Source organism: Methylovirgula sp., from assembly GCF_037200945.1.
Lineage (GTDB): Bacteria > Pseudomonadota > Alphaproteobacteria > Rhizobiales > Beijerinckiaceae > Methylovirgula.
In genome coordinates, this window is record NZ_JBBCGP010000001.1 from 2815565 (window position 1) to 2828137 (window position 12573).

The 12573-nt window shown below is 59.5% G+C and carries 16 protein-coding genes; 9 read left to right on the forward strand and 7 right to left on the reverse strand.

Features of this window, described 5'->3' with window-relative positions; translation table 11 throughout:
* The first annotated feature begins 65 nt into the window (after positions 1 to 65).
* Positions 66 to 1124: a UDP-3-O-(3-hydroxymyristoyl)glucosamine N-acyltransferase gene (gene lpxD / locus WDN02_RS13640; RefSeq protein WP_337294018.1), complete on the forward strand. Its 1059-nt coding sequence runs from the start codon at positions 66 to 68 to the stop codon at positions 1122 to 1124.
* A gap of 9 nt (positions 1125 to 1133) precedes the next feature.
* Positions 1134 to 1616 carry a 3-hydroxyacyl-ACP dehydratase FabZ gene (gene fabZ / locus WDN02_RS13645; RefSeq protein WP_337294019.1) on the forward strand — a complete coding sequence of 161 codons (483 nt, stop codon included), beginning with the start codon at positions 1134 to 1136 and terminating at the stop codon, positions 1614 to 1616.
* Between the two features lie 15 nt (positions 1617 to 1631).
* Here fabZ and WDN02_RS13650 read toward each other — a convergent pair whose 3' ends face one another.
* Complete coding sequence (locus tag WDN02_RS13650) at positions 1632 to 2255, reverse strand: transglutaminase-like cysteine peptidase (protein ID WP_337294020.1); 624 nt, start codon at positions 2253 to 2255, stop codon at positions 1632 to 1634.
* A 333-nt stretch (positions 2256 to 2588) separates the two neighbouring features.
* Between WDN02_RS13650 and WDN02_RS13655 the strand changes: the two genes are divergently transcribed.
* The gene (locus tag WDN02_RS13655; protein WP_337294021.1) at positions 2589 to 3560 is read left to right on the forward strand and encodes a quinone oxidoreductase; all 972 of its coding nucleotides are present in this window, start codon (positions 2589 to 2591) and stop codon (positions 3558 to 3560) included.
* Between the two features lie 58 nt (positions 3561 to 3618).
* Here the strand turns inward: WDN02_RS13655 and WDN02_RS13660 are convergent, their stop codons facing one another.
* The 3 genes from WDN02_RS13660 to WDN02_RS13670 form a co-directional block, all read right to left on the reverse strand.
* Positions 3619 to 4173, reverse strand: a complete 555-nt coding sequence (locus tag WDN02_RS13660) for a hypothetical protein (protein ID WP_337294022.1) — start codon at positions 4171 to 4173, stop codon at positions 3619 to 3621.
* A gap of 103 nt (positions 4174 to 4276) precedes the next feature.
* Positions 4277 to 4519, reverse strand: a complete 243-nt coding sequence (locus WDN02_RS13665; protein ID WP_337294023.1) for a hypothetical protein — start codon at positions 4517 to 4519, stop codon at positions 4277 to 4279.
* A gap of 242 nt (positions 4520 to 4761) precedes the next feature.
* Positions 4762 to 6033 carry a GNAT family N-acetyltransferase gene (locus WDN02_RS13670; protein WP_337294024.1) on the reverse strand — a complete coding sequence of 424 codons (1272 nt, stop codon included), beginning with the start codon at positions 6031 to 6033 and terminating at the stop codon, positions 4762 to 4764.
* Positions 6034 to 6128: 95 nt separating this feature from the next.
* Here WDN02_RS13670 and WDN02_RS13675 point away from each other — a divergent pair, with 95 nt between their 5' ends.
* Entirely contained in the window at positions 6129 to 7175 is a 1047-nt protein-coding gene (locus WDN02_RS13675) for a polysaccharide deacetylase family protein (RefSeq protein ID WP_337294025.1), read from the forward strand.
* On the opposite strand, the gene WDN02_RS13680 is transcribed toward WDN02_RS13675, so the two are convergent.
* Complete coding sequence (locus WDN02_RS13680; protein WP_337294026.1) at positions 7172 to 7375, reverse strand: DUF2842 domain-containing protein; 204 nt, start codon at positions 7373 to 7375, stop codon at positions 7172 to 7174. The genes WDN02_RS13675 and WDN02_RS13680 overlap by 4 nt on opposite strands.
* Before the next feature lie 60 nt (positions 7376 to 7435).
* Here WDN02_RS13680 and WDN02_RS13685 point away from each other — a divergent pair, with 60 nt between their 5' ends.
* The gene (locus WDN02_RS13685; RefSeq protein ID WP_337294027.1) at positions 7436 to 8521 is read left to right on the forward strand and encodes a COX15/CtaA family protein; all 1086 of its coding nucleotides are present in this window, start codon (positions 7436 to 7438) and stop codon (positions 8519 to 8521) included.
* On the opposite strand, the gene WDN02_RS13690 is transcribed toward WDN02_RS13685, so the two are convergent.
* Complete coding sequence (locus tag WDN02_RS13690; RefSeq protein WP_337294028.1) at positions 8518 to 8955, reverse strand: CoA-binding protein; 438 nt, start codon at positions 8953 to 8955, stop codon at positions 8518 to 8520. The two genes, WDN02_RS13685 and WDN02_RS13690, sit on opposite strands and share 4 nt — an antisense overlap.
* Before the next feature lie 131 nt (positions 8956 to 9086).
* Here WDN02_RS13690 and rplM point away from each other — a divergent pair, with 131 nt between their 5' ends.
* From rplM to WDN02_RS13710, 4 genes are all read left to right on the forward strand, one after another.
* Positions 9087 to 9557, forward strand: coding sequence for a 50S ribosomal protein L13 (gene rplM / locus WDN02_RS13695; RefSeq protein ID WP_337294029.1), 471 nt, complete (start codon positions 9087 to 9089; stop codon positions 9555 to 9557).
* 2 nt (positions 9558 to 9559) lie between these two features.
* Entirely contained in the window at positions 9560 to 10039 is a 480-nt protein-coding gene (rpsI, locus tag WDN02_RS13700; protein ID WP_337294030.1) for a 30S ribosomal protein S9, read from the forward strand.
* A 73-nt stretch (positions 10040 to 10112) separates the two neighbouring features.
* Positions 10113 to 11033, forward strand: coding sequence for an N-acetyl-gamma-glutamyl-phosphate reductase (gene argC, locus WDN02_RS13705; RefSeq protein WP_337294031.1), 921 nt, complete (start codon positions 10113 to 10115; stop codon positions 11031 to 11033).
* Between the two features lie 105 nt (positions 11034 to 11138).
* Entirely contained in the window at positions 11139 to 11795 is a 657-nt protein-coding gene (locus tag WDN02_RS13710) for an MT-A70 family methyltransferase (protein ID WP_337294032.1), read from the forward strand.
* Here the strand turns inward: WDN02_RS13710 and WDN02_RS13715 are convergent.
* Positions 11784 to 12569: a BglII/BstYI family type II restriction endonuclease gene (locus WDN02_RS13715; RefSeq protein WP_337294033.1), complete on the reverse strand. Its 786-nt coding sequence runs from the start codon at positions 12567 to 12569 to the stop codon at positions 11784 to 11786. The two genes, WDN02_RS13710 and WDN02_RS13715, sit on opposite strands and share 12 nt — an antisense overlap.
* Positions 12570 to 12573 lie beyond the last annotated feature (4 nt).

The following is a 12573-nucleotide window of genomic DNA, read 5'->3' on the forward strand; positions in this document are numbered from 1 at the left end:
TCGAAATCGTTTAGGGTGTCACGTCTGGCCCCGCCTCTGGCGGGGCCTTCGTTGGTTTTCACCTTATGACCGATCCAGTTTTCTTTCGCCCCGCAATCCGCCCAAGCTTGGCCGAGGTTGTCGCCTGGACCGGCGCCGCACCGGCGACTGCCGCTGATCTCGCCACGCTTTTCGTCGATAATGTTACGCCGCTTGACGAAGCTGGCCCTGGGTCGCTCACATTTTGCGACAATTCCAAATATCTCGACGATCTGGCCCTCACACATGCTTTGGCATGTTTTGTGCCGCCGCGGTTCGCCGCGCTTGTACCATCTGGGACTCTCGCATTGTTAACGTCGGCGCCAGCGCGCGACCTGACGCGCGTGCTGGCACAACTTTATCCTGACGCGCTCACCCCCGGCACGATGTTCGATTCGAAAGGCGAAAGCCCCGGCGCGGATATTCATCCCGAGGCGCGGCTTGAGCCGGACGTCGTCGTCGATCCCGGCGTCGTCGTTGGGCCGCACGCCGAAATTGGCTCGGGCACAATGATTGGCGCCAATGCGGTCATCGGCCCGAATGTGCGGATCGGGCGCGGCTGCGCCATCGGGCCCGGCGCGGTGATCGCCAACGCGCTGATCGGCAACAGGGTCATCATCCACGCCGGGGTCAAGATCGGTCAGGACGGGTTCGGCTTTATCGCCGGGCCGAATAGCCATCTGAAAGTGCCGCAGATCGGCCGGGTGATCGTGCAGGACGATGTCGAGATTGGCGCCAATTCCGCGATCGATCGGGGCGCGACGCGCGACACGGTTGTCGGTGAGGGCACGAAGATCGGCAATCTTGTTCAGATCGGCCATAACGTGAGGATCGGCCGGCATTGTTTGATTGTCGCTCAGGTTGGAATTTCCGGTTCGACGGAATTGGGCGATTTCGTCGGTGTCGGGGGCCAGGCGGGCTTTGCGGAACATCTCGAAATCGGCAACCGTGCGCAGATCGCGGCGCAATCGGGCGTCAACGATGACCTTCCAGCCAAGGCGCGCGTGGGGGGGACACCGGCGCGCCCGCTTCGCATGTGGTTGCGGGGCGAGACTTGGCTTGCGCGGGAAGCCGCGGGGCGGCATAGGCATGGTTCAACGGAGTGAAACCAGCCGATGGATGAGAAGGTGGCAAGCGTTCTCGAAGCCTATGATATTGAGCGACTGCTGAAATCGCTGCCGCATCGCTACCCGTTTTTGCTGGTCGATCGGATCATAGAAGCCAATGGCGACGAGTCCTGCATCGGGATCAAGAACGTCAGCGTGAACGAACCGCAGTTCCAGGGCCATTTTCCCGAACGGCCGGTCATGCCTGGCGTGTTGATGATCGAAGGCATGGCGCAGACCGCGGGCGCGCTTTGCATCAACGCCATCGGCGGCGGCGTGAAGCCGCCGCTGGTTTATTTCATGACGATCGAAAAGGCGAAGTTCCGTAAGCCGGTGCTGCCCGGCGATCGGATCGAGTATCATATGCAGAAGCTTAATCGGCGTCGCACCATCTGGTGGTACAGCGGCCGCGCGCTGGTCGATGGCGCGCTTGTCTGCGAGGCGGAGATTTCCGCCATGCTCGTGCTCGACGAGCCGGCGAAGGCGAAGTAACTCGCGCCTCCGCGATTAGTTGAGGCTGGAAACCCGCGCGTTCGCTGCGGCGATGCCGACCCAGATGTTGGGATTTTCCTGCGACTGGCGCTTCAGGAAATGATAGCCGGTCGTATCCCAGGGGCGAATGTCGTCGCGCAGATTGTCGAGAATGAACTCGCCGCGGTTGGTCTTGACGGTCAGGATCGTGTGACCTTCGCCGTCGAGATCGCGAACTATAGTCATCAGCAACGCCTGACGCGGCAGCCCGGCATCCATGAGGAGCTTGCGCTTCCATAGTGCGTAAATCTTGCAATCGCCTTTGCCGTCTTTCGGATAGTCCCAGTGATCGAGCAGCGTGCCCCAATGATCGAGATTGGAGATCGGGACGATCGCACCATTGACGTGACGATTGACGGAATTCAGCAGGCGCCACATGGCGGGCGTGAGATCGAGGTCGGCGGCGGCCAGGACTGGCTGGCTGCATTCCTGGGGCTCACGACCGCAAAAATCGACCCAGCCATAAGGAACCGACGTGGGCCCGGTCAGCGTCGCGGTGCTCGCGCGAAGGTCCATAGCTTGGCTCTGCGAGTGGATAAATGTCAATCCCGCAAGAGCCACAGCGACCCGGAACGTCCGGATGATCTTGTTAATGCCCATTATCAGCCCCACCGAAGGCGGGGCGTTCCCCGCGCTTTCATGGGTCGAATTTGACGGGCGGCCCTTTGCTGGCCTCAGAAACAAAAAGCTAGAATTTTATCGATCGGCTGGAATTTTCGGCCGCTCTCGGCGCTTGGTGAATCAACCGCGAAGGCATGTGGTTTCTGATTTGTTTGCATGGGGGCGCGCCGGACCGAGCGTGAGAGTGGCCGCGGGCCCATACAAATTATCGTGGCTGGATATCCGGGGTCGCGATCATTCCGCGTGCTCAATCGTCTTGCCGAATCTTGTTTTGAGCGGGAAGGTCGGGCCGGAAATTCGAGGAAGAGTGCAATGATCAAAGCAGTTGTCGTGCATGAAGTTGGCGGACCCGACGTCATGCATCTTGAGGAAATTGAGATGCCGAAGCCCGGGCCGGGTGAGGCTCTGGTGCGTAATCACGCCGTCGGCCTGAACTACATCGACACCTATTTTCGCTCGGGCGCTTATGCGGTGCCGCAGGTGCCGTTCGTTCCCGGCAATGAGGCGGCCGGCGAAGTGATCGAGCTCGGCAAGGGCGTGAAAGACGTCAAGATCGGCGACCGCGTCGCCTATCTCACACATCTTGGCGGCTATGCCGAAGCCCGCGCGGTCAAGGCGAGCCGTCTCGTCAAATTGCCGAAATCGATTTCCTACGAGACCGGCGCTGCGATGCTGTTGAAAGGGCTCACGGCGCAATATCTGCTGCGGCAGACGCACAAGGTCAAAAAAGGCGAAACAATCCTCATCCACGCGGCGGCGGGCGGGATGGGGCTCATCCTTTGCCAATGGGGCAAGGCTCTCGGCGCGCATGTCATCGGCACGGCGGGATCGCCCGAAAAGGCGAAACTCGCCAAGAGGGCGGGCGCCAAACAGGTCATCCTCTACCGTCAGGAAAATTTTGTCGAAGCGGTGAAGAAGATCACCAAGGGCAAGCTCTGCGACGTCGTATACGACGGCATCGGGAAGGATACCTATCCGGGCTCGCTCGATTGTCTGCGGCCCTTGGGGCTGCTTGCGAGCTATGGCGCTTCGTCAGGCCAGATCGAGAATTTCAATCTCGGTCTGCTGGCACAGAAAGGCTCGCTCTATGTCACGCGTCCGACGCTCAACACCTACGCGGGTGCGGACGAGGACTTGCAGAAGATGGCGCGCGATCTTATCCGCGTCATTTCCGATGGACTCGTGAAAATCCCATACACAACGCGTCCGCTGTCCGACATCGTTGCCGTGCATGAGGCGCTCGAGTCGCGCGCGACGACCGGCTCGACGGTGCTCATTCCCTAAAATAAAAATGGCCGGGAAAAACCCGGCCAATTCTTTTCCCTTGCAATGAAGCGGCTGCTTACAGGCCCTTCAGGCGCTTGTTGCACTCGCTCCAATAGCCGCCGCCTTTCTGGATCCATTTCAGGCCGCCGTTGCCGCCATTGGCCTTGTTGGCACGATATTGCTCGACGCAGGTCTCCATGCGCGCGCGGCCGGGTTTGAGGTTGGAATATTGCGATGAAACGGCACGTGGGAAGACAATATTACCCGCGCTCACAGGCGGGGGCGCCGAAGCCGTACCGGCCTGGCCGTTGCTGCCGCCGCCCGCCCACCAATGATGCTTCTTCGGAGCTGGGGCAGCTTGTGTCGTCGTGGTTGCCGGCGGCGGGGCCGAGGTTGTCGTGGTAGGGGCCGGCGCAGCGGCACTGCCGCCGCCTTTCAGTTCGGCCGCGCACTGCTTGTAGAACTGGTTCCAGGTTTCGCCGTTGAGCGAATTGGACGATTTCGCCGCCTGATACTTGACGCTACATTCCTTCTGGACGGATTCCGCCTGCGCGGTACCGCCAAAGGCGAGTCCGGCGGCAAAGGCGAGGCCAGCCAAAGCGGCAGCCGGGCGCCAAACATGATGCAACATAAATTCCTCCTCATGATGAGCGCGCAAGTCCGCCGCGCCGCGGAAAATGATTTTGGCGCAACATAGATTGCGCCGATGAACTGCCCCTGAATGCCTGCGAGACTTAGTTACCAATGTTATCGCGAAGACATTTATTCTCGAAGCTTGTCTTGGCAGCGCCATGCAGCTTTTTGTCTGCAGCCAGGCTGCTGCACGTGCCACCCGTTTCACGCACGCACTTCTTCATGAAGCTTGTGAGAGCGGCGCCGTGCAAATTCTTATCGGTCGCGCGGGAGTGACAGGTTTCGGCCATGGCGGTGCTTGCACAAAACGACAGTGCCAGAACGAGTGAAAATACTTTTGTCATTTTGCCTCCTCGAGGGGCGATTCAAGTGAACGCGCCGAAAATCTATGCGCCGGAGAAGCTTTCGGTCAATCGAACCTTCGAACGACTTGTGTTGCGACGCACGCTTTACTTTGTGCCGGGCGAGCGATCAGGCTCGACGTCTTCCAACGGCTGGGGTCGTAGCGTTCATGGAAGGTCAAGGTCGCGCGATTATTGCGCGATGCGCGCCCGGCAGCATCGGTGCTTGTCGTATGTCTTGGAAGTTAATGCGACAATTCGGGGCTCGGCTTCGGGCTGAGCGAGGATGCACCGGCGAGACGTCTATGGGCGACAAAATATTTCGCCTGACGGAGCGCGGCGAAGACTTGCGGGCGTTCCTTGATCGCGGTCTTGAGACGCGAGCAGATTGCCTGCCGCGCCGCGACCGCGTAGCCCTTGGCACCGAGCGGCATGACGATATCGAACAGCGGCACTTTGATATCGCAATAGGTCATCTTGTAACGCGCTTCGCCGATGCCGAGATCGAAACTGGTACGATCATCCGTGCATTGCGCGGCAATGAGTTTCATCAGAAGCAGATCGCCGGGACTCGACTTGGCAATCTCGGGATCGCTGTCGAATGAATTGACCATTGCGCTGAAGTGGCCGCCATGCGCGGCGCCGATGTAGGTCGCGATGATACGGCCGCCGAGCGCCAGGCCATAGAGTTCGAGCCAGCGATTTGCCGAAGTGTTTTCGTGACGGCAGAGACTCTCGAAAAAGCTGCGCATCGACGGCGCGGCGAAATCGGATGTGATCGCTTTTTCTTCGCAGCGGCGAATTTTCTCGAAGAAGAATGCATCGAGGATGAGACGCGCGTTCTCGGGATCTTCGCCGGTGATCAGTTCGACCGGGCCCATTTCCGCGAGGCGCGCTTCCTTCTTGCGCAGCTTCTTTTGCGTATCTTTTGAGAGCTTCGACTTCAAGAATGCAGCCGCGTCAGAGCCTAGCTCGGTCGCATAAGCGGCGCTGGGGCTTGGACGATGCGGCAGAAACGCAAATGGGTTTTGCGCATTGTTCCATTCATAAGGCTGGTTCTTGAGAACGAAGACGTCGGGCGCATGCTTGCCGGCCACCTTGGCCGCCTCGCGCAAAAGCGCGCGCAAATCGGCAGGGCTGAAATGCGAGCCGGGGCGGAACAAGCCGAAATTGAAATTCGATTCACGGCCGCCGAGAAAGCTTGCCACGCGGAACCAGCCATATGACCGCACGCCGAGGCAGAGCAGGGCGATCGTACGGCCGAAGGAATCTTTGGCAGTGACGAAGAGCGGCGCTATTTTTCGCGCGGCACCCAAAGTTTCGAGCCATGGCACGACAAACGCGCGGGTCTGATAGATCGAAGCCGAGGCCAGAACTTCGAGCTCGGCCCAATCGGCTTCGACGGCATCAAGCGCGCGATGCACTTCGACCTTGGCGAAAACCCGGCCGGTCACACCTTCGACAAGGCGAAGGCGCCGCGCGGCGGTGGATGGATAGAAATCTATTACGCTCGACAATTACGCTGTCCCGACCCACGAGCAGAAGCGAAAACGTTAGCAACCAAAGGTCAACGACATCTTGCTATAATATATAGTGTTTTCCGGAGGGTCATGTGTTCATCTCGAAAAGGCAAATAATATCTTCAGGCTTTGGCTTTTTCCGACGGACCGGACTGCATCGGCTCGCGGTCCCGTTCACCGGCGGCGCCGGCGCAATCCTGATGTTTCATCGCGTGCGCCCTTCCCAGCCACGGGATTTTGCTCCCAATCTTCTCCTTGAAATAACACCCGATTTCCTCGACGCTGTCATCTCGCGCGTAAAGGCTCTTGGCTTCATGATCGTCGACATCGATACGGCGTTAACCATGATTGCAGAAAGTTCTGGACAGAAGTTTGCTGTCCTTACGTTCGACGATGGTTACAAGGATACGCGCGACATTGCCTTGCCGATCCTCGAAAAGCATGCCGCGCCCTTCACGATGTATGTCACGACAGGCTTTATCGAGCGCACCGCGCGCCTCTGGTGGGTCGAGCTTGAAGAATCCATCGCACGTCTGTCGCGTGTTCGGATTGCGATCGGCGAGCGCCTCTTCGACCTTCCGGCGACAAATGCAGCCGAAAAGAACGCGGCATTTGCGACGCTCTACCAAGCGTTGACCGACGGATCGGAAGAAGACTTGCTTGCCGTGATCGTCGATCTCGCGCGACAGGCCGGTCTCGATCCGCTTTCAATCCCGGAAGAGCTTTGTCTCGATTGGGCAGGTATCGAGACGCTCGCCAAACACGAGCTTTGTACGATTGGCGTTCACACGCTCACGCACCCGCGGCTCGGCAAATTGACGGAAACGGACATGCGCCGCGAACTCGGTGACAGCCGCACGCAGATCGAGGCGCATATCGGCAAAGAGGCCGAGCATCTCGCCTATCCGGTCGGCAATCCAGTGGCTGCCGGGGTGCGTGAGTTTGAAGCCGCCGCCGAACTTGGTTTTAAAAGCGCGGTAACGACGCGGCCAGGCATGATCTTCCCCGCCCACGATAATCGCCGCACGGCGCTGCCGCGGCTCTCGATCAACGGCACCTGGCAATCGCTCGATTACGTCGAGATTCTGCTGTCGGGCGTACCGTTCGCGCTGTGGAACAAGGGAAGGCTGGTCGCTTAATCCCGCTCCATCCATTTGATCAGCGGCATCAGCGGCAGCACCCAGGCCATACCCAGGATTGCATAGGAAAAGAACTGCATGAGCGCCGGAGCGCGCCGGATCGCCGGCGCCTGCGCCAGCACCATGGCAATTAGCACATAGACAAGCACGAAGGCGAGCATTAGGACGCTGCCCAAGAACTTGCGTTGGCTTTTGCGCACCCGAGACCTCCGCGTGGCGACCGCTCCGTCAAAGTATAGCGCGCCCGATCTGGATAGAAAATGACCCAAAGCGTTTCGATGTCCCTCCATTCGGCTCAGGCGGGGGCTGTCCCGTCTTATCGTCGCGCCGTGCAGATCTGGCTTTGGATCGTCGCAGCCCTGATCTTCGCGATGGTCGTGGTCGGTGGCGCGACCCGGATGACGGAATCGGGCCTTTCCATCACCGAATGGCATCCGATCTCCGGCGTGATCCCGCCGTTGAGCTACGATGCCTGGGTCGCTGAATTCGATAAATTCAAGCAAATTCCGCAATATAAGGCGATTCATGCAGATCTTGATTTAAATGGCTTCAAATTCATTTTCTTCTGGGAATGGAGCCACCGGCTGCTTGGCCGCGCGATTGGCTTCGTCGTGGCATTGCCGTTGATTTTCTTCTGGTTGCGCGGCGCCCTCACACGCGACTTGAAGTTTAAACTCGTCGGGTTGCTGGTGCTTGGCGGTCTTCAGGGCTTCGTCGGCTGGTGGATGGTCGCGTCCGGCCTCGTCAACCGGATCGAGGTGGCGCAGGAGCGCCTCGCCGCTCATCTGCTTCTGGCGTCGATCCTTTTCGCCGCGACGGTCTGGGTTGCTTCTTCGCTGTCGCCGAAAAGCGCCATTCGCTCCGAGCCGTGGCAGCGCAGTTTCGCGAGCATTATGGTTGTGGTGACCCTTCTGCAGATTTTTCTCGGCGGCCTTGTCGCCGGTCTGCGTGCCGGGCGTGCCTACAACACCTGGCCGCTGATGGACGGGCACTTCGTGCCGAACGTCCTGATGACGCTTGAGCCCTGGTGGCGCAATTTCGTCGACAATATCGCGACGGTGCAATTCCAACATCGCGTGGTGGCCTACACGCTATTCGCGCTCGCCATCGTCCAGGCTTTCGCCGCATGGCGGGCGATTCCGGCCAGCCGTGCAGCCCGGCGCGCCACGCATTTTGCAATGCTCGTCGGCCTTCAGGCGATTCTGGGTATCGTGACCCTCCTGCTCGTCGTGCCGCTCTGGGCGGGGCTGGTGCATCAAGCCTTCGCCATGCTCGTCCTGCTGGGGGCCGTGCGCTATTTGCAGGCGCTGGAGGCAGGCAAAACCAACGCGCTGGCCAGACCTTAAATCCCGAGCCGCGCGATCTCGATCTTGGGACAGCGATCCATTACGACGTCGACGCCACGCGCGCGCGCCTTCTCGGCGGCAGCCTCGTTGATGATGCCAAGCTGCATCCAGATAACTTTCGGCGGCGGCGTGAGCGCCAAAGCCTCGTCCGCGACGCCACCAGTCGCCTCCGAATTGCGGAAAATATCGATCATGTCGATCGCGAAGGGCACGTCCGCCAGCCGCGCATAGACCGGCGCACCGTGGATGGTCTGCCCGACAAGACCCGGATTGACGCCGACGGCGCGATAGCCTTGGCCCAGCAGAAAGCCGAACACGCCGTTCGAATCCCGCGCCGGATTGGCCGAGAGGCCGACGAGAGCGATCGTCCGCACGTTTTGCAGGATATCGCGGATTGTCTCGTCCCGGGGCAAGGAGGTCAGTGAAGATGCCATTGTGGTGCCATAATACCGCATGAGGGAATAAGCTGTTTTTTCGTGTCTTTTGGGCTTATTCGCATTGACGAACCGCGCTTACCCACGTAGAAGCACCGGCTTCGGCGCAAGCCCAATCACACGAGTTTATTATGTTCGGCAACACCCATTCGACCAAGACGGCCGATGTCCAGAAAAACTGGATTTTGATCGACGCCAAGGGCCTCGTCGTCGGCCGGCTCGCCTCGATCATCGCGCTTCGGCTGCGCGGCAAGCATAAAGCGAGCTTCACGCCGCATATCGACGACGGCGACAACATCATCGTCATCAATGCGGACAAGGTGGTCTTCACCGGCCGCAAGTATGACGACAAGGTCTATTACCATTATTCCGGTTTTCAGGGCGGCATCAAAGAGCGCACGGCCCGGTTCATCCTCGAGGGCCGCTTTCCGGAGCGCGTCATCGAGAAGGCCGTCGAACGCATGCTGCCGCGCGGGCCGCTCGGCCGCAAGCAGCTCGGTAATCTGCGCGTCTATAAGGGCGCAGATCATCCGCATGTCGCACAAAGTCCGGTGACGCTCGACGTCGCCAGCCTCAATCGCAAGAATGCAAGGAGCGCCTGAAGATGGCGGAAACCCTTTCCTCGCTGCAAGATCTGGCCGCAGCGAATGTTGAGGCGCAGCCCGCCGCGCCGGTTTACGTGCAGAAGCTCGACAAGCAGGGCCGCGCCTATGCCACCGGCAAGCGCAAGGATGCGGTCGCCCGCGTCTGGATCAAGCCCGGCTCCGGCAAGGTGGTCGTCAACGACCGCGCGCTCGAAGTCTATTTCGCCCGTCCCGTGTTGCGGATGATCCTGCAGCAGCCGCTCGGCATCGCCAAGCGGAATGGGCAGTATGACATTACGGTGAGCGTCGCCGGCGGCGGTCTCTCCGGGCAGGCGGGTGCCGTGCGCCACGGCCTCGCCAAGGCGCTGACCCATTACGAGCCCGATCTGCGCCCGGTGCTGAAGCATGAAGGCTTCCTGACACGCGACTCCCGCGTCGTCGAGCGCAAGAAATACGGCAAGAAGAAAGCCCGTCGCAGCTTCCAGTTCTCGAAACGCTGATTATCTTACGGCTTCATGCGGTTGCCATGTGGCCGCATGAAACTGTCTGAGGAATGATTTCGGGGCTGCGGCCATGAACGCACGCGTCTTTATCGACGGTCAATCCGGTACAACGGGCCTGGGTATCCAGGCCCGTCTCGAATCCATGCCGGAAATCGAGCTTGCGGAACTGCCCGCGGCGGAGCGCAAGAACCCCGCGGCCAAGGCCGATATTCTGCGCACGGTCGATCTGGCCATTCTCTGCCTGCCGAACGAGGCGGCAGAGGAAAGCGTTGCGCTTATCTCTACGCTCGGCAATGCCGCGCCGCGCGTGCTTGACGCTTCGACGGCACATCGCGTCGCGCCGGGCTGGGTCTATGGCTTTCCCGAACTTGAATCAGGACAGAGCGATAAGATCAGGGCCGCGCAGCGTGTCGCCAATCCCGGCTGCCATGCGACCGGCGCGATCGCGCTGCTGCGCCCGCTCGTCGATACCGGCCTGCTTCCGGCAGATTTCCCGATCACCATCACGTCTGTCTCCGGCTATTCCGGCGGCGGCAAGTCGATGATCGCCGATTTCGAGTCAGGCCGCGCGCCGCATTTCGAACTTTATGCGCTCGAACTCGAGCACAAGCATGTGCCGGAGATCATGGCCTATGGCGGGCTGACGCGGCGGCCGATCTTCGTGCCGAGCGTCGGCAGTTTTGCGCAGGGGATGCTGGTTTCGATCCCGCTGTTTCTCGACGATCTACCGGAGAAGCCGGACGCCATGGAGCTTCACGCGGCGCTCGCCTCGCATTATGTCGACACAGCCAATATCCGTGTGCTGCGGCCGGACGGCGAGACGCGGCTTGAGCCTGAATCGCTCAACGACACCAACGATCTCGAATTGCGCGTCTTCGCCAATCCGGCGCGGCGGCAGGCCGTGCTCGTCGCCAAGTTCGACAATCTCGGCAAGGGCGCGTCAGGCGCCGCGATCCAGAACCTGCAATTGATGTTGGGGTTGAGCGAATAGGGCGTGGACTTCCCTAAGGAATAGGGTGCCAATCGCAGGGGCGCGGGTTAGGGTTGAGTGTCCAGATGTCCCGATGCAGACTGAAGGACGCAAAGGAGGCGATTCGTGTTAGCCAAAATCGAGCCGCCTGATCCTTCATCCGAACTTCTCGCGCTTACGAATGGTAAGCGCTTTAAGACGATCATGGCTGACCCGCCGTGGCGTTTTCAGAACTCGACGGGCAAAGTTGCTCCGGGACATAAGCGTCTCAACCGCTACGGCACGATGACACTCGCCGAGATCACGGCGCTTCCCGTCGCTGGCATAGCCGACGGTACGTCCCACCTGTACCTTTGGGTTCCCAATGCGTTGCTGCCTGACGGTCTTGCCGTCCTCAGCGCTTGGGGCTTCACTTATAAATCGAATGTAGTTTGGCATAAAGTGCGCAAGGATGGAGGTTCCGACGGGCGCGGCGTCGGATTTTATTTCCGTAACGTGACTGAGCTTCTGCTGTTTGGCGTGCGCGGCAAAAATGCCAGGACGCTTGCGCCTGGTCGCAGTCAGGTCAACATGATTCAGACCCGCAAGCGCGAGCATTCCCGTAAACCAGATGAGCAGTACGACCTAATCGAATCCTGTTCGCCTGGTCCGTACATGGAGCTATTTGGGCGTGGCGTTCGCAGTGGGTGGACTGTCTGGGGAAACCAGGCCGATGACGGCTACCGGCCGACCTGGAAGACCTACAGGCATCATTCCCAAGCAAGTAGAGAACTAATCGACTGATGGTTCGCCTTCTTCGATTAAGCGTTCGACGACAGCCTGGGGTTCGCCAAAGGTCACAAGGCTAGCCGGCAACCCTATCAAGAGCAGCGGACATGGATTTCCAACGCCGCGGCGAACGCGATCTTCCAATTTGCGCCAATGCGTCGTGGCTGCCCCGAATTTGTCTTGCACGAACGATGCGGCCCATGCCTGTGCAAAAGTGGTTTCTCCGTGCTGGCGACGAGCATAATCCTTACGCTGGCGAATGGTCGGGTTTAGGCCGATTTGTTCGAGGTCAGCAATTCCGTTGATGTTCTTTTCGGTAGCAAACCGAAGAACCATTGAACGCATTTCGTCTTGAAGAGAAACGCCGCGCGTGATGAGAATGCCTAGTGAAATTGCACCGTCAGCGTGAAGCCGCTTGTAGTTCTCAAGGTCTCGGTCGAAGAACGGGTCTTTGTTGTTCCATTCGATCTCGAGAGACAGCAAACCAGCGGCAAATCTGGCGATATGATCTACCTCGTGCGAAATCGATTCACGGGCTACGCCGTCGATTGTCCGCCGCACCTCAAATTTGTGTTTGCGCCATCCGTGTTCATGGAGAGCTCGGCGTAGTCGTTGTGTTCCTTTGGTTTCGCCGCCGCCAGACCCAATAATTTCCTCAATCGGTATCGTTGAACCCAGCAGGATAGTTTGAAGTTGGTTGGCAACCTCAGGAAAATCGACGCGAAGAATTGCTTCGGCGTGAGAATGGCATTCGACCTGGAAGCCGTGGGCACGGAGGGATTCAAACATACCT

Excerpts from the sequence above, each read along its gene's own strand:
- lpxD (WP_337294018.1), top strand. The coding sequence starts at position 66 with ATGACCGATCCAGTTTTCTTTCGCCCCGCAATCCGCCCAAGCTTGGCC.
- fabZ (WP_337294019.1), top strand. The coding sequence starts at position 1,134 with ATGGATGAGAAGGTGGCAAGCGTTCTCGAAGCCTATGATATTGAGCGA.
- WDN02_RS13650 (WP_337294020.1), bottom strand. The coding sequence starts at position 2,255 with ATGGGCATTAACAAGATCATCCGGACGTTCCGGGTCGCTGTGGCTCTT.
- WDN02_RS13655 (WP_337294021.1), top strand. The coding sequence starts at position 2,589 with ATGATCAAAGCAGTTGTCGTGCATGAAGTTGGCGGACCCGACGTCATG.
- WDN02_RS13660 (WP_337294022.1), bottom strand. The coding sequence starts at position 4,173 with ATGTTGCATCATGTTTGGCGCCCGGCTGCCGCTTTGGCTGGCCTCGCC.
- WDN02_RS13665 (WP_337294023.1), bottom strand. The coding sequence starts at position 4,519 with ATGACAAAAGTATTTTCACTCGTTCTGGCACTGTCGTTTTGTGCAAGC.
- WDN02_RS13685 (WP_337294027.1), top strand. The coding sequence starts at position 7,436 with ATGACCCAAAGCGTTTCGATGTCCCTCCATTCGGCTCAGGCGGGGGCT.
- WDN02_RS13690 (WP_337294028.1), bottom strand. The coding sequence starts at position 8,955 with ATGGCATCTTCACTGACCTCCTTGCCCCGGGACGAGACAATCCGCGAT.
- rplM (WP_337294029.1), top strand. The coding sequence starts at position 9,087 with ATGTTCGGCAACACCCATTCGACCAAGACGGCCGATGTCCAGAAAAAC.
- rpsI (WP_337294030.1), top strand. The coding sequence starts at position 9,560 with ATGGCGGAAACCCTTTCCTCGCTGCAAGATCTGGCCGCAGCGAATGTT.
- argC (WP_337294031.1), top strand. The coding sequence starts at position 10,113 with ATGAACGCACGCGTCTTTATCGACGGTCAATCCGGTACAACGGGCCTG.
- WDN02_RS13715 (WP_337294033.1), bottom strand. The coding sequence starts at position 12,569 with ATGTTTGAATCCCTCCGTGCCCACGGCTTCCAGGTCGAATGCCATTCT.